The organism is Streptomyces sp. DSM 40868 (genome assembly GCF_011820545.1).
Classification (GTDB): Bacteria; Actinomycetota; Actinomycetes; order Streptomycetales; family Streptomycetaceae; genus Streptomyces; species Streptomyces eurythermus.
This window is the reverse complement of sequence record NZ_CP050504.1, coordinates 3,746,341-3,763,461: the sequence shown is the minus strand read 5'-3', so window position 1 is coordinate 3,763,461 and position 17,121 is coordinate 3,746,341. Positions and strand designations below refer to the sequence as shown.

15 protein-coding genes are annotated in these 17,121 nt (G+C 72.2%); 6 read left to right on the top strand and 9 right to left on the bottom strand.

From position 1 onward, the window contains the following. Positions 1 to 3: 3 nt before the first annotated feature. On the bottom strand, positions 4 to 396 hold the full coding sequence (locus HB370_RS16935; RefSeq protein ID WP_030788057.1) for a VOC family protein: 393 nt from the start codon (positions 394 to 396) through the stop codon (positions 4 to 6). Between the two features lie 29 nt (positions 397 to 425). Next, entirely contained in the window at positions 426 to 785 is a 360-nt protein-coding gene (locus tag HB370_RS16930; RefSeq protein ID WP_030788055.1) for a VOC family protein, read from the bottom strand. An 84-nt stretch (positions 786 to 869) separates the two neighbouring features. Between HB370_RS16930 and HB370_RS16925 the strand changes: the two genes are divergently transcribed. Further along, on the top strand, positions 870 to 1,376 hold the full coding sequence (locus HB370_RS16925) for a CGNR zinc finger domain-containing protein (RefSeq protein ID WP_030788053.1): 507 nt from the start codon (positions 870 to 872) through the stop codon (positions 1,374 to 1,376). Positions 1,377 to 1,472: 96 nt separating this feature from the next. Here HB370_RS16925 and HB370_RS16920 read toward each other — a convergent pair whose 3' ends face one another. Then, complete coding sequence (locus HB370_RS16920) at positions 1,473 to 2,816, bottom strand: UDP-glucose/GDP-mannose dehydrogenase family protein (RefSeq protein WP_030788051.1); 1,344 nt, start codon at positions 2,814 to 2,816, stop codon at positions 1,473 to 1,475. A gap of 188 nt (positions 2,817 to 3,004) precedes the next feature. Between HB370_RS16920 and HB370_RS16915 the strand changes: the two genes are divergently transcribed. After that, a complete protein-coding gene (locus tag HB370_RS16915; RefSeq protein WP_030788049.1) occupies positions 3,005 to 4,162 on the top strand; it encodes an acyl-CoA dehydrogenase in 1,158 nt (385 codons plus the stop codon). A 169-nt stretch (positions 4,163 to 4,331) separates the two neighbouring features. After that, positions 4,332 to 4,697: a four-helix bundle copper-binding protein gene (locus HB370_RS16910; RefSeq protein WP_030788045.1), complete on the top strand. Its 366-nt coding sequence runs from the start codon at positions 4,332 to 4,334 to the stop codon at positions 4,695 to 4,697. A 62-nt stretch (positions 4,698 to 4,759) separates the two neighbouring features. On the opposite strand, the gene HB370_RS16905 is transcribed toward HB370_RS16910, so the two are convergent. Beyond that, positions 4,760 to 6,082 (bottom strand): LCP family protein, encoded by a 1,323-nt coding sequence (locus HB370_RS16905; RefSeq protein WP_030788042.1) that lies wholly within the window; start codon positions 6,080 to 6,082, stop codon positions 4,760 to 4,762. Positions 6,083 to 6,174: 92 nt separating this feature from the next. On the opposite strand from HB370_RS16905, the gene HB370_RS16900 reads away from it, so the two are divergent. Beyond that, positions 6,175 to 6,750: an acyl-CoA thioesterase gene (locus HB370_RS16900; protein ID WP_078637676.1), complete on the top strand. Its 576-nt coding sequence runs from the start codon at positions 6,175 to 6,177 to the stop codon at positions 6,748 to 6,750. 211 nt (positions 6,751 to 6,961) lie between these two features. Here the strand turns inward: HB370_RS16900 and HB370_RS16895 are convergent, their stop codons facing one another. Next, positions 6,962 to 8,329 carry an LCP family protein gene (locus HB370_RS16895; protein WP_030788036.1) on the bottom strand — a complete coding sequence of 456 codons (1,368 nt, stop codon included), beginning with the start codon at positions 8,327 to 8,329 and terminating at the stop codon, positions 6,962 to 6,964. Between the two features lie 251 nt (positions 8,330 to 8,580). Here HB370_RS16895 and HB370_RS16890 point away from each other — a divergent pair, with 251 nt between their 5' ends. Beyond that, positions 8,581 to 9,603, top strand: coding sequence for a glycosyltransferase family 2 protein (locus HB370_RS16890; RefSeq protein ID WP_030788033.1), 1,023 nt, complete (start codon positions 8,581 to 8,583; stop codon positions 9,601 to 9,603). A 44-nt stretch (positions 9,604 to 9,647) separates the two neighbouring features. Here HB370_RS16890 and HB370_RS16885 read toward each other — a convergent pair whose 3' ends face one another. The 4 genes from HB370_RS16885 to HB370_RS16870 form a co-directional block, all read right to left on the bottom strand. Beyond that, positions 9,648 to 11,303 carry an LCP family protein gene (locus HB370_RS16885; protein WP_078637675.1) on the bottom strand — a complete coding sequence of 552 codons (1,656 nt, stop codon included), beginning with the start codon at positions 11,301 to 11,303 and terminating at the stop codon, positions 9,648 to 9,650. An 80-nt stretch (positions 11,304 to 11,383) separates the two neighbouring features. Next, on the bottom strand, positions 11,384 to 13,144 hold the full coding sequence (locus HB370_RS16880; protein WP_030788027.1) for an LCP family protein: 1,761 nt from the start codon (positions 13,142 to 13,144) through the stop codon (positions 11,384 to 11,386). 240 nt (positions 13,145 to 13,384) lie between these two features. After that, positions 13,385 to 14,590, bottom strand: coding sequence for an LCP family protein (locus HB370_RS16875; protein ID WP_208974409.1), 1,206 nt, complete (start codon positions 14,588 to 14,590; stop codon positions 13,385 to 13,387). 173 nt (positions 14,591 to 14,763) lie between these two features. Then, positions 14,764 to 15,519 (bottom strand): TIGR03089 family protein, encoded by a 756-nt coding sequence (locus HB370_RS16870; RefSeq protein WP_030788020.1) that lies wholly within the window; start codon positions 15,517 to 15,519, stop codon positions 14,764 to 14,766. 110 nt (positions 15,520 to 15,629) lie between these two features. Between HB370_RS16870 and HB370_RS16865 the strand changes: the two genes are divergently transcribed. Then, positions 15,630 to 17,027, top strand: coding sequence for a peptidoglycan recognition protein (locus HB370_RS16865; RefSeq protein ID WP_030788018.1), 1,398 nt, complete (start codon positions 15,630 to 15,632; stop codon positions 17,025 to 17,027). Positions 17,028 to 17,121: the final 94 nt, after the last annotated feature.

Below are 17,121 nucleotides of genomic sequence, written 5' to 3'. Positions count from 1 at the left end.
CGCCTACGACCGCTCGATCCGGGACAGGCAGAACGGATGCCCGGCCGGGTCGGCGTACACCTGGAAGTCCTTCTTCTCCCGGTCCTCCAGGTCCAGCGGACGGGCGCCGAGCGCGAGCACCCGCTCGTGGGCGGCGTCGACGTCCGCCCAGGTCGGGCCCGCGTCGAAGTCGATGTGCAGCTGCTGGCCGTTGCGGTCGGCGCGCGGCCACTCCGGCGGGGTGTAGCCCTCGGCCCGCTGGAAGGCCAGCCGGGGCCCGTCCGGCACCTGGAGGACGACCCAGTCGTCGTCCTCGGGCTCCGGGGTGCCCCCGGCCACCGCCGCGTAGAAGGCGGCCAGGCCGTGCGGGTCGGGGCAGTCGAGCACGACGTTGCGGAAACGGGCCACGGGTGCCATGTGTCCTCCGGTTTCTTGTGCGAGGTGTCTCAGCCGGCGCAGAGACAGAACGGGTGCCCCGCCGGGTCGGCGTAGACACGGAAGCTGCGGGACCGGTCGGCGGTGTCCAGCGGCCTGGCGCCCAGTTCCAGCGCCTCCTTCTCGGCCGCGTCCAGGTCCGGCACGGTCAGGTCCAGGTGGAACTGCTGGGAGTGGTCCGCCGCGGGCCACCGGGGCGGCACGAACCCGGGCGCCCGCTGGAAGGCGAGCGTCGGGCCGCCGGGCACCCGCAGGTTCACCCAGTCGTCGTCCCCTTCCACCGTGCCGCCCAGCACATCGGCGTAGAACCCGGCCAGGGCGCGGGGGTCGGGACAGTCCAGGACCACGGATTCGAGCTTGGCGAGAGCCATGACTACCTCCTAGGCGTTACCCGTAGAGACGGGTAACCGGTAACCGTTACTGCATGCTCCCGCAGAAGCGGTAACGTCGCAAGCATGAGCGAGAGATCCGCCGCTCCGGGCGGCCTGGCGCTGGTCGAGACGCTGGTGAACACGCTCGACATCGAGGCGGGCACCGACGCGCTGGACACGCCGGAGGTCCGCGACCGGCTGGGGATCACCGAGGACGGCGTCGCCGAGGCCCGCGAACTGCGCGAGGCGCTGCGGGCCACGCTGCTCGCCCACGCCGGCCACCCGCCGCACCGCGCCGTGACCCCGCTCGGCACCCTGCTCGCCCGGGCCCCGCTGTACGTCGCCGTGGACGACCACGACGGCTCCGCCCGGCTGGCCCCCGCCGCACAGGGCCCGCTGCTCTCCCGCGTCGCCGCCGCCGTCGCCGAGGCACTCGTCGCCGGCACCTGGACCAGGCTCAAGGCGTGCGAGTCCGCGACCTGCCACTGGGCGTACTACGACCGCAGCCCCGCCGGGCGCGGACGCTGGTGCTCGATGCAGGTTTGCGGCGCCCGCGCCAAGATGCGCCGCTACCGCGCGAAGGGCCCCTGACCCCCGGCCCCGATGGGGCACAATGCGCACAGCCCCCGGTTCGGCCGACTGAGCCTCGGCCGAACCGGGGGCGCCTCAGACCTGCGGCCCGTGGTGTCACGCCGTCGGCCGGCCCATCGCCCGGTACGTCCAGCCCGCCCGGCGCCACAGTTCCGGGTCGAGGGCGTTGCGGCCGTCGAGCAGCACCCGGGCCGCCGCCACCTCGCCCAGCGCCGCCGGGTCCAGCTCGCGGAACTCCCGCCACTCGGTCAGGTGCAGGACGACGTCGGCGCCCCGGACGGCCTCCTCCGCGGTGTCGGCGTAGCCCAGGGTCGGGAAGACCTTGCGGGCGTTGGCCATGCCCTTCGGGTCGTACACCGTCACCTGGCCGCCCTGGAGGTGGATCTGTCCGGCCACGTTCAGCGCGGGCGAGTCGCGCACGTCGTCCGAGTCCGGCTTGAAGGTGGCGCCGAGCACCGCGACCCGCTTGCCGAGGAAGGAACCGCCGCCCAGCGCCTCCCGGGCCATCTCCACCATCTGGCCGCGCCGGCGCATGTTGATGGAGTCGATCTCGCGCAGGAAGGTCAGCGCCTGGTCGGCGCCCAGCTCGCCCGCGCGGGCCATGAACGCCCGGATGTCCTTGGGCAGGCAGCCGCCGCCGAAGCCGACTCCGGCGCGCAGGAACTTGTGGCCGATCCGGTCGTCGTGGCCGATGGCCTCCGCGAGCTTCGCCACGTCGCCGCCGGCCGCCTCGCACACCTCCGCCATCGCGTTGATGAAGGAGATCTTGGTGGCGAGGAAGGAGTTCGCGGCCGTCTTCACCAGCTCGGCGGTCGGGAAGTCGGTGACGACGAACGGCGTGCCCTCGGCCACCGGCGTCGCGTACACCTCGCGCAGCAGCTTCTCGGCGCGCTCGCCGCGGACACCGACCACGATCCGGTCCGGGTGCAGGGTGTCCTGGACGGCGAAGCCCTCGCGCAGGAACTCCGGGTTCCAGGCCAGCTCGGCGTCCGCGCCCGCAGGGGCGTGCTCGGCCAGGTAGGCCGCCAGCCGCTCGGCGGAGCCCACCGGCACGGTCGACTTGCCCACGACCAGGGCCGGGCCGCGCAGATGCGGGGCGAGGGAGGCGATCGCGGAGTCCACGTACGACATGTCGCAGGCGTACTCGCCGTGCTTCTGCGGGGTGTTCACGCACACGAAGTGCACGTCGCCGAAGGCCCCGGCCTCGGCCCAGTCCGTGGTGAACCGCAGCCGCCCGGTCGATCCCCCGATCCCGGCGACGTGCTTGCGCAGCAGCTCCTGGAGGCCCGGCTCGTACATCGGGGTCTCGCCGCGTTCCAGCAGGGCGATCTTCTCCGGTACGACGTCCAGGCCCAGCACCTCGAAGCCCAGCTCGGCCATGGCCGCGGCGTGCGTGGCGCCGAGGTAGCCGGTGCCGATCACGGTGATCTTCAGGCTCATGGGTGCTCCAGCTCGGGTCCGTCGGTCGTGCTCGGTCATGCGGGCCCGAGCATATCCGGGCCGCTCGCGGGGCATTTTTCCCGCTGTCGCGTAGGTCACGTAGGCGGGTGAGGGCCGGACCTCTAAAATTTGAGTTACTTAACGGTAATTAGCGTCAGTATCACTGCGTCTTTGGAGCGTGAGAGACCGTGGCCGGATCGGCTGACTTCGACCTGTACCGCCCGTCCGAGGAGCACGACATGCTCCGGGACGCCGTCCGTTCCCTGGTCGAGGCGAAGATCGCGCCGTACGCCGCGGCTGTGGACGAGGAGGCCCGCTTCCCGCAGGAGGCCCTCGACGCCCTGGTGGCCAACGACCTGCACGCCGTGCACGTCCCCGAGGAGTACGGCGGCTCCGGCGCCGACGCGCTCGCCACGGTCATCGTGATCGAGGAGGTCGCCCGCGCCTGTGTCTCCTCCTCGCTCATCCCGGCGGTGAACAAGCTGGGCTCGCTCCCGGTGATCCTCTCCGGCTCCGAGGAGCTGAAGAAGAAGTACCTGGGCCCGCTGGCCAAGGGCGACGCGATGTTCTCGTACTGCCTCTCCGAGCCGGAGGCGGGCTCGGACGCGGCCGGCATGAAGACCAAGGCCGTCCGCGACGGCGACCACTGGGTGCTCAACGGCGTCAAGCGCTGGATCACCAACGCGGGCGTCTCCGAGTACTACACGGTGATGGCCGTGACGGACCCCTCGAAGCGCTCCAAGGGCATCTCCGCCTTCGTCGTGGAGAAGTCCGACGAGGGCGTCTCCTTCGGCGCCCCGGAGAAGAAGCTCGGCATCAAGGGCTCCCCGACCCGCGAGGTCTACTTCGACAACGTCCGCATCCCCGCCGACCGCATGATCGGCGAGGAGGGCACCGGCTTCATGACGGCCATGAAGACCCTGGACCACACCCGCATCACCATCGCCGCCCAGGCCCTCGGTGTCGCCCAGGGCGCCTTCGACTACGCCAAGGGCTACGTCCAGGAGCGCAAGCAGTTCGGCAAGCCGATCGCCGACTTCCAGGGCATCCAGTTCATGCTCGCCGACATGTCGATGAAGATCTCGGCGGCCCGCGCCCTCACCTACCAGGCCGCCGCCGCCTCCGAGCGCGGCGACGCCGACCTCACCTACCTGGGCGCCGCCGCCAAGTGCTTCGCCTCCGACGTCGCCATGGAGGTCACCACCGACGCCGTCCAGCTCCTCGGCGGCTACGGCTACACCCGCGACTACCCGGTGGAGCGCATGATGCGCGACGCCAAGATCACCCAGATCTACGAGGGCACCAACCAGGTCCAGCGCATCGTCATGGCGCGCAACCTGCCCTGACCGCCGGGGGGTTCGTGGTTCTTCGGAAGGCGTCCGTCCGGGCGCCTTCCTTCTTTGTGCGGTGGTGCGTTCCGGTCCACATCGTGGCCGACGTGCGGGGCGGCGGCAGGGGACGTAGGACGGAAGAACACGGGGTCCGCCCCGGGCCCCCGCCTTTTCAGGAGGAGCCATGACCCAGTCGCCGACGATGCCCGCCCTCACCCGGCAGATGCAGGACTGCATCGCCGCCTGCATGGACTGCCACAGCATCTGCGAGGAGACCATGAGCTCCTGCATGCAGAAGGGCGGCCAGCAGCAGATGCAGATCATGCGCGCGCTGATGGACTGCTCCGAGACCACCCGGATGTGCGCCGACATGATGATGCGCCGCTCGCCCATGCACACCGACATGTGCGCGCTGTGTGCCAAGGCGTGCGACATGTGCGCCGAGGCGTGTACCGCCATGCCGGACGACCAGCAGCTGACGCGCTGTGCCGAGGCGTGTCGCCGCTGTGCCGAGAGCTGCCGGGCGATGGCGGGCGCGGGCCGTATGTAGTCCCCGCGACGGCACGGCCGGGGGCACCCGGTCCGGCGCCCCCGGCCCCCGCTTCCCGGTGCCTAGTTCCCGGAGACGGTGACCTTCTCGTCGTTGTTCAGCTCGTCCACCAGCGTCTTCACCTTGGCCTTGTCCCAGACCAGGTTCCCGCCCGCGGAGCCGGAGATCGGCATGTTCATCGAGGTGCCGTCACCGCCGCTGACGCCCTTCATCGCCCAGAACATCGACGCCAGGTCCCACAGCGACATGTCCTTGTCGACGATCAGGGAGTCCAGGCCCGCGCCCATGGTCGGGTAGAACTTGAACGGGTTCAGGATCGTCGACGGCGTCGCCACCTGGTGGGCCAGGGCGGCGAGGAACTTCTGCTGGTTCTTGGTCCGCTGGAGGTCGGAGGCGGCGAACGCGTGCCGGGTGCGGACGAACGCGAGGGCCTCCTGGCCGTTCAGCGTCTGCTTGCCGGCCTCGAAGTCGGCGCCCGACCACTTGTCCTTGAAGCCCTTGTCGATGTCGATCTCGACACCGCCCACCGCGTCCACGATGCTGGCGAAGCCCTGGAAGCCGATCTCCACGTAGTGGTCGATGCGCAGCCCGGTGTTGGCCTCGATCGTGCGGACCAGCAGCGTCGGCCCGTCCTCGGCGTAGGTGGCGTTCAGCTTGGTGTGCCGGCCCTGCGCCGGGAACACCTTCCCGGACGTCGACCCCTGGTACGACGGCACCACCACGTCCGAGTCACGCGGCAGCGAGATCAGCGTGTCGCCGTTGTCGCCGACGTGCAGGATCATCATCGAGTCGGTGCGCTTGCCCTCGGCGCCGCCGGTGTGCAGCTTCTTCTCGTCCTCCTTGGACATGCCCTCACGGCTGTCCGAGCCGACGATCAGGTAGTTCGTGCCGTCGCCGCCCTCCGGCCGGTCGATGACCTTGGACAGGTCCACCTCGCGGCGCAGCTTGGAGTCGGCCCAGAAGTAGGTCGCGACCGACGTGACGACCAGCACACCCGCCACCGTGATCGCCGTCCACTTGATCCGCCGCCGCCAGTTCGGCGCAGGACGCGGTCTCCCGGCGGACGCGCCCCCCGGAGCGCCCGGGCCGCGGCCGCCGGGGGCGCCGTAGACCTGGCCGGTGTTGTAGCCGCTGTCGTACCCGTCGCCGGCGCCCGGTTCATGGCCCCGGCCGTCCACGTACGACGGCTGCTGCGGTACCCCGGCACCGTGCGGCGGCGCCGCCGGGCCGGAGCCGTCGTACCCCGAGCGCGGTCCGGGCGGTACCGCCGGGCCGCGCCGCACCTGACGCATCACGCGGGCGCTCTCCGGCTGCGCGCCGGCACTGCCGCGCCCATAGCGCGGGCCGCGGTTGTCGTCGGACCATCCCTCGGGCCAGTCATTCATGCGCACCAGTGTGCCGGGCGCCGTGGTGTGCCGGACAAGTGCTGTCGGAAAATCAGGGCGGCGCTGTTGCGAAGCCGACACAAATTCCGCGAATGCGCCGTCGGCATAAGGTGGAGGGCATGACAGACCAGGCCACGGAAGTGGAACCGGAGATCCCGGGCAAGCCCACCTCCGCCTCCCGCACCACCCTCAGCCACATCATGACCCACAACGACACCAACCTGCTGGGGACGGTGCACGGCGGGGTGATCATGAAGCTGGTCGACGACGCGGCGGGCGCCGTGGCCGGCCGGCACTCCGGCGGTCCCGCCGTCACCGCGTCCATGGACGAGATGGCGTTCCTGGAGCCGGTGCGCGTCGGTGACCTGGTCCATGTGAAGGCACAGGTGAACTGGACCGGCCGGACCTCGATGGAGGTCGGCGTCCGGGTCCTCGCCGAGCGCTGGAACGAGTCCGCCCCGCCCACCCAGGTCGGCTCCGCCTACCTGGTCTTCGCCGCGGTGGACGCCGACGGCAAGCCGCGCCGGGTGCCGCCGGTCATACCCGAGACCGACCGCGACCGCCGCCGCTACCAGGAGGCGCAGATCCGCCGCACCCACCGCCTGGCCCGCCGCCGCGCCATCCGCGAGCTGCGCGAACAGCGGGCGGCGGAGGGCTTCGAGGACTGAGCGCCCCCGAGAGCGCTCGGCACACCGCCTCGCCGCCGTGCGGTGCGGGCCGCTCGCTGCCCCGCGGTACGGGGAGCGCACTGCCTCGCCGCCCGGCGGCCCGGGCAGGCCACTGCCCAGCCGCCTCCCGGCACGCGCGGCTCACCGCCGCCGGCACGGGCCGCCACCGCCTCGCCCCCTCGGCGCGCGGCTTGCCACCCCGCCGCCCCGCTCAGCACACCACCTCGTTGCCCCGCAGCACGCTCTGTTCCGGGCGGCCCGGGTCGTCGAACCGCACCCGGCGGACGTCCTTGAAGTCGGTGCCGGCCGTCACCTTCAGCAGCGGCCCCTGCCCCGGCACCGCCCGCAGCTCGCTGCCCGGCAGGGCCGCGGCCAGGGAGCGGGCGGAGCGGTCCCAGCGGGGGTCGTAGAACACCAGCGTGTGCGGCACGTGGGCGGGGGCCGTCACCGGCCGGCGGGTGGTGGCGAAACCGGTCGCCGCGAGCGCCGCGTCGACCCGCTTGCCCAGCCCCACCGTGCCCGTGCCGTTCGCCACCTGCACCCGGATCGTCTCCGGCGCCACCTCCACCGGCACCGGCGCGGGCACCCGGGAGCGGTGCGCGCGGTCCTCGGCCAGCGGCTTGTCGTCGCGCACCGCCGCGAACAGCTTCTCCGCCTTCGCCGGGTCCCACTTCAGCGTCGAGCCGATGCCCTTGACCTGGTAGTTCAGCTGCCCGATGGGCACGGTGGTGAACTCCGAGGAGGACGGCGAGAAGTTCCGCATCGCCCGGCCGAGGTCGAGCAGCTCGTCGGTGCCGAAGCCCGCGTCCGCGCGGACCGAGCCGAGCACCGCCCGGGTCACGTCCCGGAACCGCATCGGGTTCAGCAGCACCCCGGAGGAGGTCGTCCTGTCGAGCAGCGCGGCCAGGAACCGCTGCTGCCGTTTCATCCGGCCCAGGTCGCTGTCCCCGTCGACGTACCGGGCGCGCACGTACTGGAGTGCCTGCCCGCCCCGCAGGGTGTGCCGTCCGGCGGCGAGGTCGAGCCCGGTGTACCGGTCCTTCAGCGGGGTCGGCGTGCAGACCTCGACCCCGCCGAGCACGTCCACGGTCCGCATGAAGCTGGTGAAGTCGACCTCCAGATAGTGGTCGATCTTCACATGGGTCATGTTCTCCACCGTGCGGATGGTCAGCTGCGGGCCGCCCTCGGCGTAGGCCGCGTTCAGCCTGACCGGGTGCGGGCCGTGCCGCCGCCCCGAGTTCTGGTCGGTGTGCGCCGGCATCTCGGCGTAGGAGTCGCGGGGCAGGCTCACCACCGTGGCCCGCTCCAGGTCGTCGGCGATGTGCACGATCATCATGGTGTCGGTGCAGTGGCAGGGCTGGCCGCCCAGCCGGAAGGCGCGCCGGTCCCGTTCGCTGATCTTGTCCCGGGCGTCGGTGCCGACCAGCAGCACGTTCATGCCGTGCCCGCCCCGGGGCCGGTTCTTCATGTCCTTGAAGGCGTCGATCCGGGCGATGCCCGCGTCCAGGCTGCTGACCACCGCGTGGCCGATCCCGGCGGAGGCGAGCACCACGACCGACAGGGTGGTGACCGCCCGCATGGCCCAGCGGGGCCGCCGCGGCGGCGGGACCGGCCGCGCGGCCCGCTCGGGCGGGCGCGGCACACGGAGGGGCGGCTGCGGGCGGCGCTGCGGACGCGCCGGGGACCGGGGCGGGCTGGGCAAGGGGGACACCTCCGGACGAGGCCGTACGCGGGATCCGGGAGCACAGTAGGCCGATACGATCTCCAGCCCGCGCCGCGGCCCCGGTGGCGCGCATCCGTGTCCCCCGTTCGCGGTAACGTGAGGCTCCTATGAACGCCAAGCCCGACGTGCGGCTCCCCGCAGTGTCCGTGATCATGCCCGTCCTCAACGAGGAGCGGCATCTGCGCGGGGCCGTCGAAGCGATCCTCGCGCAGGAGTACGCCGGCGAGATGGAGGTCGTGATCGCCCTCGGTCCGTCCACGGACCGCACGGACGAGATCGCCGCCGAGCTGGTCCGCGCGGACCCCCGTGTGCACACCGTGCCCAACCCGACCGGCCGCACCCCGGCCGCGCTGAACGCGGCGATCAAGGCGTCCCGGCATCCGATCGTGGTCCGCGTGGACGGCCACGGCATGCTCTCGCCGAACTACATCGCCACCGCCGTGCGGCTGCTGGAGGAGACCGGCGCGCAGAACGTCGGCGGCATCATGCACGCCGAGGGCGAGAACGCCTGGGAGCACGCGGTGGCCGCCGCGATGACGTCGAAGATCGGCGTCGGCAACGCGGCCTTCCACACCGGCGGCCGGGCCGGCCCGGCCGAGACCGTCTACCTCGGCGTGTTCCGGCGCGAGGCGCTGGAGCAGCAGGGCGGCTACAACGAGGAGTTCATCCGCGCCCAGGACTGGGAGCTGAACTTCCGGATCCGGGAGGCGGGCGGGCTCATCTGGTTCTCGCCCGAGCTGCGGGTGTCGTACCGGCCGCGGCCGTCGGTGCGCGCGCTGGCCAGGCAGTACAAGGACTACGGCCGCTGGCGGCACGTCGTCGCCCGCTACCACGCCGGGTCCATCAACCTGCGCTACCTCGCCCCGCCGGCGGCGGTGTGCGCGATCGCGGCGGGCCTCGCCGTCGGCGTCGCGCTGACCCCCTGGGGCCTGGTGGTCCCCGGCGGCTACCTGGCCGCGATCGTCGCGGGCTCGGTCCCGGCCGGCAAGGGACTGCCGCTGTCGGCCCGGCTGCGCATCCCCGTGGCCCTGGCCACCATGCACATGTCCTGGGGCTGGGGCTTCCTGACCAGCCCGAAGTCGCTGGCGCGCAAGGTCATCGCCTCCCGCCGGCCCGCCGTCCACGCCTGAACCCGCGCCGGGGCCCCTGCCACAGGGCCCCGGAAGCCGGTCCGCTACCAGCGGTAGGGGGCGTACACGTCCATGCACTTGGAGGTGTCCGAGCCGTTCACGGCGTCGGAGTTCTCCGGCAGGTCGCCGGCCTCGGGCTCGGACTTCTTCGGGTAGGCCGGGCCGGAGCGCCAGTCCGCGCCGACGACGACCGTGACCCCGGAGACGTCGGTCGACTTCTGCACCTGGGCGATCGGGATGCCCAGCGCCTCGGCCACCGCCTGGGCGTCACCCTCCAGGTCCGCGCTCGGGTAGCGCACCAGCGTCTTGTCCTCGGCCAGGCTTCCCGAGGCGTCGGCCTGCGCCCGGGCGTAGCCCTTGCCGACGAGCACCTGGGCGACCGCCGACGCCCGCTGCCCCACCGCGGCCTCGTCGGAGGTCCGGGTGGCGTTGCGCACCAGCACCCCGAGCGCGGCCGGGTCCAGCGAGGGCTTCTTCTCCGGCTTGGCCGCGGCGGTGTCCTTCTTGCCGCCCTTCCCGTCCGGCTTCCCGCCGTTCTTGTCGAACGGCACGTCGTCCCGGAGCATCCGCCACATCTTGTCGGCGTTCTCCTTGTCGGGGATGACGTGGTTCTCGTTGCGCGGGTCCTTCAGGTTGGGCATGGTCACGGAGGTGATGCGGTCCGTCGGCACCGACTTCATCTGCATGCCGAGGTCGTAGAGCTTCTTGACCGAGGTGATCTCCTCGGACACGTGCAGCGACTTGACGGCCGCGTCCGCCAGGTCCATCAGCCGGCCGGTGTCGGTGAACACGTTCTGCTGCTTGAGCGTGCGGATCATCGAGTTCAGATACATGTGCTGGGCGCGGGCCCGCATCAGGTCGTCGCCCCAGGCGTGCCGGGTGCGCAGCCACTGCAGGGCCTGCTCGCCCTTCACCTTGTGCGTGCCCTTGGTCAGCTTCAGCCCGGACCCGCCGGGCACGGTGGGCGTCGGGTGGTCCGACACGTTCTGGTTCACGCAGACGTCGACGCCGCCGATCGCGTCGGCCATCCGCACCACGCCCGCGAAGTCGATCGTCATCCAGTGGTCGATATAGACTCCGGTGAGGTTCTCCCAGGTCAGCAGCGTGCAGCCGGCCCCGCCACGGGCCAGGGTGACGTTGATGATGTCGTTCGTCGGCGGATATTCCTTGCCGGTGTCGGGGTCCGTGCACGCGGGGATGTCCACCCGGGTGTCCCGCGGGATGCTGATCATCGCGGCGCTCTTGCGGTCCGCCGAGAGGTGGATGAGCATCTGCACGTCCGCCAGCGGCGGGTCGCCGGCGTGGTCCCGGCTGCCGCCGAGCTTCACGTTCTCCGCGGAATTACGGCTGTCGGAGCCGATCAGCAGGATGTTCAGCGGGGTCTGGCCGGCCGCGTTCGGCGCGGTCCGGTGCGCCTTGGAGTCGTCGCCGTTGGCGCGCCGCCCCTTCTGGAGATTGCCGTTGAGATGCTGGTAGTACAGATATCCGGCGCCCGCGGTGCCGAGTATGACCACCGCCAGCACCGTCGCCGACCAGCGCAGCACCCGCCTTCTTCGCCGCCGCCGGTCGGTCCCCGCACCGCCCGGCCGCCGCCTGCTCCCGCCCCGGCCCGGACCCGCCGGTGCCCCCGCGGCCGCAGGCGTGCGCGCCACCGCGTCCTCGACCGCCGGAGCCTTTCCGCGCACCTCGCTCTGCGCCACTCCCTGCCCTCCCCGCCCTCGCGCCCAGCAGCGGGCCCGTCCCGCGTCCGGTTAGACGCACGACGGGCCCCATGGGTTACCTACGAAGCGCACTTCACCTTGTCCGCCGTGGACTTGTCGACCTTCGGCGCCTTCGTCGGCGGTGTCAGGGAGACCCCCGCTCCCTTGAAGTCCGCACCCAGGGTCAGCGTCATCGCCGGCAGTCCCTGCGCGTTGGTCACGCTCTCGCCCGGTTTCAGCGCGGCCCCGGACAGGCCCATGATCGCGGCCAGCCGGCGGGCCTGGGCCGCCTGGTCGGGCGCGTACTCCAGCGTGGTCTTCGCCAGCTTCTCGGGGGCGTTGCCGCCGTTCTCCGACTTGGTCACGCCCTGGTCGTTCTGCAGCCAGCCGAGTACCGCCTGCGCGCTGCCGGCCTGTGCCCCGCCGTTGAGGACGCGCACCCGCACCTCGGAGGCGGGCGCCTGGGTGCCCTTCAGCCGGGCGGCCTGGGCGTCCTTGGCCGCCTTCTCCTTCTTCTTCACGTCGGTGAAGGAGACGTCGTTCTGGATGGCCTGGAACACCTGCGGGGCCAGCGCCTGGTCCACGATCACCGTCTTGTGCACGGTGCCGTCGGCCGGGTTGTCCTTGACCGGCAACGTGGTGAAGGTCAGGTTCTTCGGGTCGAGCTTGCCCAGCTCCAGCCCCAGGTCCTTCAGCCTGTTGATGTCGTCCAGCTTGTCGTCCACGGTCAGCGCCTTGGTGCCGGCCTCCGCCAGCTTCACCATCTTCGTCGGGCTGGTCAGCGTGGAGTTGCCCTTCAGCTTGCGCATCAGCGCGCCCAGGAACTGCTGCTGGAGCCCGATCCGGCTCAGGTCGCCGCCGAGGCCCACGGAGTGCCGGGTGCGCACGAACGCCAGCGCCTGCTCACCGGAGATCTTGTGGTTGCCCTTGGACAGCTTCAGGTGCGAGTCCGGGTCGTCGATGTCCTTGGCCAGGCAGACCTCGACACCGTCGACCGCCTCGGTCAGCGTCTTGACCGCGTTGAAGTCGGCCACCATGAAGTCGTCCGGTTTGATCCCGGTCAGCTCGGTCACCGTGCGCATGGTGCAGCTCGGCGTACGGTCGTCCTGCCCGAGGCTGGTGTTGAAACGGACGCCCGTCGCACCCGGGATGATCTTCTGGGTGCCGTCCTCCTGCTCGGTCGGGCAGTCCGGGATGTCGACGATCAGGTCGCGCGGGATGCTCAGCGCGGTGGCGTTGGAGCGGTCCTTCGACACGTGCAGCAGGATCGTGGTGTCCGCGTGCCCGGCGCTGCCCGCGTCGCCGTAGCCCTCGTTGCCCTTGCCGGTGCGCTTGTCGGTGCCGATCAGCAGGATGTTGATCGCCTCGTCCTTGCGGAAGCCGCCCGTACTGGCGCCGTCGTCGGACACCGACGTGATGTTGTCGTTCAGGTGCTTGATGTAGAGGTAGCCGGCGGCCGTCACGGCGACCAGCACGAACGCCATGGACCCGCCGGTCCACAGCAGCACCTTCTTCGCCCGGGACGGCTTCTTCGCCGGCCGCCGGGAGGCGCGCCGCCCCTGCGGCGCCTCCGGCTCCGCGGCCCGGCGCCGGGCCGAGCGCGGCGGCGGCACGTCGGAGCCGCGCGCCCGGGACGGCGGCCGGCTCTCGCCGCCCTGCCGCCGGGCACGGCCGCCCGCCGCACCGCCGTCGTCCTTACCGGACGGTCTGCGCGGTCCGGGAACCGGCGGCTGCGCTGCGGAAGGGCTCAGTCGCAGTTCGTATTCGCCGGTGTTCGGATTGAGCACCCACTGGTCTGCGGGGTCGATGTTGTCCGCCCGCCCACGGCCTTGCGCGTCCACGGTTGTCCGAATCCTCCGTCGGGGCCACGCGGCGCCTTCCCCCTCCAAGGCGCTCGGGTCTCGGTGAAACAGTGCACGGCCCCGACAAAGCCCGTCGGACCTCGCGGCCAGGTGCACCGGATCGCTCACACTATCCGCCCAGTTCAGCGTCGGACGACGCCGATGACAAATTCGACGTGCCTACAACCGGGCAATCCCCCTCATTTTCAAAACGGAGGTTCGCCGTTTCGGGTAGACGGCCTACGCACAGGTGTGTTCGACGGCGGTGTACCCGCGAAACGTCGGGGCGGGCGAGGGGCCGTCCGGGCCGCCCGCTCCTGTGACATCCCGGGGAACTTCCTGTGAATTCTCTTGTGACACCGCCACCGGCTGATCGGCCCGCAGCCGCCCGAACAGTTTTTCGGCCTCCGGCTCCACGAGCTGATCACGATTGGCGTCGTAGACGTACGACCGTCTCGGCACGGTCAGGAACCGGACCTGTTCCGTGGGGATGTCGCGCAGTCCGCGCGCCAGCTGGTAGAGGCCGCGCAGGCTCGCCAGCTCCGGGTCGGTGGTCAGCGCGGAGGTCGCCGCGTCCAGCAGCGGATACAGCTTCACCGGATTGAGCAGGATGTCGTCGCCGCGCACCTTGTCGACCAGCGCGCCGAGGAACCGCTGCTGGCGTTCCATCCGCTCGGTGTCGCTGCCGTTGCCGAGCGACTTGCGGGCGCGCACGTATCCGAGCGCCTGCTCCCCGTTCAGCGTGACCCGCCCGGCGGGCAGCCGCAGCTTCGCCGCCTTGTCGTCCACCGGCTCCTCGAGGCACACCTCGACGCCGTCGACGGCGTCCACGATCCTCTTGAACCCGGCGAAGTCCAGCACCATGTGGTGGTCGACGCGGATGCCGGTGAGCTTCTCCACGGTCCGGATCGTGCACGCCGAACCGCCCACCTCGAAGGCGTGGTTGAACATCGCGAACACCGGGTCGCTGCGCGTGCCGTCCTCCTTCCGGCAGGAGGGGATGTGCACCATCAGGTCGCGGGGCAGCGACACGGCGGTGGCGCTGGTCCGGTCGGCGGCCAGGTGCAGCAGGATCGTGGTGTCCGACCGCTGCCCGGTGATGCCCTTGCCGTACTCGCGGTTGGCCTCCCCGGCCCGGGTGTCGGACCCGATCAGCAGGATGTTCTGCGCGTCCCGGACCAGCGCGGTGGGCCGCTCCCGTTCGTAGCGGGCCAGTTCGGCGGCGGCGGCCTCGTCGGAGGTGATGTTGGCGCTGAGCCGGGCGTAGCCGGCCCAGCCGGCGCCGCCGGCGGCGAGGAGGAGGGCGGCCGCCCCCAGCGCCGAGTTCCGCAGCCTGCGCCGCCGCCGGCGCCGTATCAGCCCGTCCCCGGTGGCCGAGGACCCCGGCCCGCGACCGGTACCGAGGGGCCTGCCTGCGGTGTCGGTCACGATGGGCCATCCCCTCATGGCGTACGAGCGTCACGTGCTGCCCTTACGACGATGGCGGGGGAGCGGCCCGGGCAGCGCCCTTTGCTGCTCCGATCGGGTGAGACGGAGGGTCCTGGGGGCGTGGGCGCGCGGGGACGCGGGGGTGCGGGGGCGTTGCGCGGCTCACGCCGTATGACGGCCGTCGTACGGGCTCAGCGGCGTACCGCGGTCACCCGCTCGCTCTCGACGCGCTTGGCGAGGGACTCCTCGTCCAGCCGGTCCAGGTGCCGGCACAGCACCACGGACCCGCCGACGGCCAGCGGCGAGAACAGCCCCGCGCTCAGCCCCTCCCAGGTGTCGTACGGCAGCCCGGACAGCAGCCGGGAACCGGGCCCGGTCAGCTCCAGCGAGGGCGCCTGGGCCGAGGCGCGCTCGACCACCTCCGCGCCGCTGAACTCCCGCCCGGCGACGACGAGCGCCGGCTCCCGCGGGTCCACCGGCGCGAACGGGACGAACCGGTCGCTCTGTCCCGGCACTTCCACGGCGTAGTCGAGGAACCCGGCCGGCGGCTGCGGGAACCGTCCGCCCAGGGGCCGTAGCGCCAGCGCCACCCGCTCCCCGGAGCAGGCCCGCGCGGCCTCCAGCGCGTCGGGACCGCTCACCACGAGGTCGGCCGCCGCCGGGTCCCCGGCGACGTCCGCGACCGCGCCCACCGAGGAGCAGGCCAGCAGCCACACCGCCGTCTGCCAGTGCGCGGGCAGCAGCAGCGCGACGCGGTCACCGGGTTCGGCGCCCAGGTCGCCCTGGAGGAGGTTGGCGGTCTTGGCCACCCAATTGGCGAAGGTGGCCACGGACAGTTCGACGCGCTCGCCCGTGGCGTCGTCGTAGAAGGTCACCAGCGGGCGGCCGGGGTCCGCGGCGAGCGCGGAAGTCAGCAGGTCGGCGGGGGTGCGATCGGTGGCGTTCACCCGGCACAGGGTACGCGCGGGCGGGCGTCGGCACGGGGGGAACGGGCCACCGGTTCGGCGGATCCCCGTCCGACGGTCCGTCAGCTGACCTATGGACAGATTTGTCGGTTATGTCCAAAGTCGTGTGCATGCGTGGATTCCTTGCTTCCTCTTCCGGCGTCCTTCCGTTCACCCTCCGCTCGGTCGGTGCCGCCTGCGCGGCGGTCCTCACCCTCACGCCGGCTCCGCCCGCCTTCGGGTCCGTGCCCGCGTCCGGCTCCGGGTCCGTGCTCGAGTCCGGTTCCGGGGGCGCGGTTCCGGGCAGCACCCGCTCGCTGCCGCTCGTCCCGCTGTCCCGCGAAGGCGACCCCGGCGCGGCCCCCGAGCAGGGCCTGCGCCGCACCGGTCTCGGCCGCTTCGCGCTGCTCGGCGTGGTGTGGGACGACCCCGGCACCGAGCTGCACGGCCGGGTGCGGGTGCGTACCCGGTCCGCCGCGACGGGGAAGTGGACCGGCTGGCAGGACGTCGAGGCGCACGCCGACCACGGCGCCGACCCGGGCACGGCGGAACGCTCCGCCCACCGGGTGCGTGGAGCGACCGCGCCGCTGTGGGTGGGCTCCTCGGACGGCGTGGAGGTACGGGTGCGGGCGGAGAAGGCGGGCAGCCGGGGCGGACGCGGCGCGCTGCCGTCGGGGCTGCGCCTGGAACTGGTCGACCCCGGGCGGGACGCGAGGGAGGCGCCGGCCGCGGGGGCGCCCGCCGGCGAGCCGCCGCGCACCGCGCTGGACACGGAGGCCGCGATCGCCGCCTCGGGCGCGAACGCCGACATCGCCGCCTACGGCACCACCGCGATCCCGGCACTCGACCGCCCGGCCACCGAGAAGGAACTGACGAGGCTTCAGGGCCCGTCGCGGGGCAAGCCGTACATCGGTGCGCGCCCGAAGATCGTCACGCGCCGGGGCTGGGGCGCCGACGAGTCACTGCGCGAACGCGGGTTCGTCTACACGAAGAAGATCAAGGCGGCCTTCGTGCACCACACGGCCTCGGGCAACAAGTACACCTGCGCCCAGGCCCCTTCCGTCATCCGCGGCATCTACCGCTACCACGTCAAGAGCATGGGCTGGCGGGACATCGGCTACAACTTCCTCGTCGACAAGTGCGGAACGCTCTACGAGGGCCGGGCCGGGGGCGTGGCCAAGCCGGTGCTCGGCGCGCACACGATGGGGTTCAACACCGACAGCATGGGCGTCGCCGTGATCGGCAGCCACGGCACGACCCAGCCGCCGGGTGCCGCGGTGACGGCCGTCGCCCGGCTCGCCGCGTGGAAGCTCGGCCTCCACGGGGCCGACCCGAGGGCGAAGACGTACCTCACGTCGGGTGGCGGCAACCTCTACCCCAAGGGAAAGAAGGTACGGCTGAACGTGATGTCCGGCCACCGGGACGGATACGCCACCGAGTGTCCCGGAAAGCGGCTCTACGCCAAGCTGGGCACGGTCCGCACCAGCGCGGCGCGCTACCAGGGGCGCTGAGGCCGGGCGGACGGGGGAAAGCGCGCGCCGATCCGGCCGGACACCGCGCGGCCGGCCGAGGCGCCGTCCTCCGGTCTGCTTACACTGGCCGGCC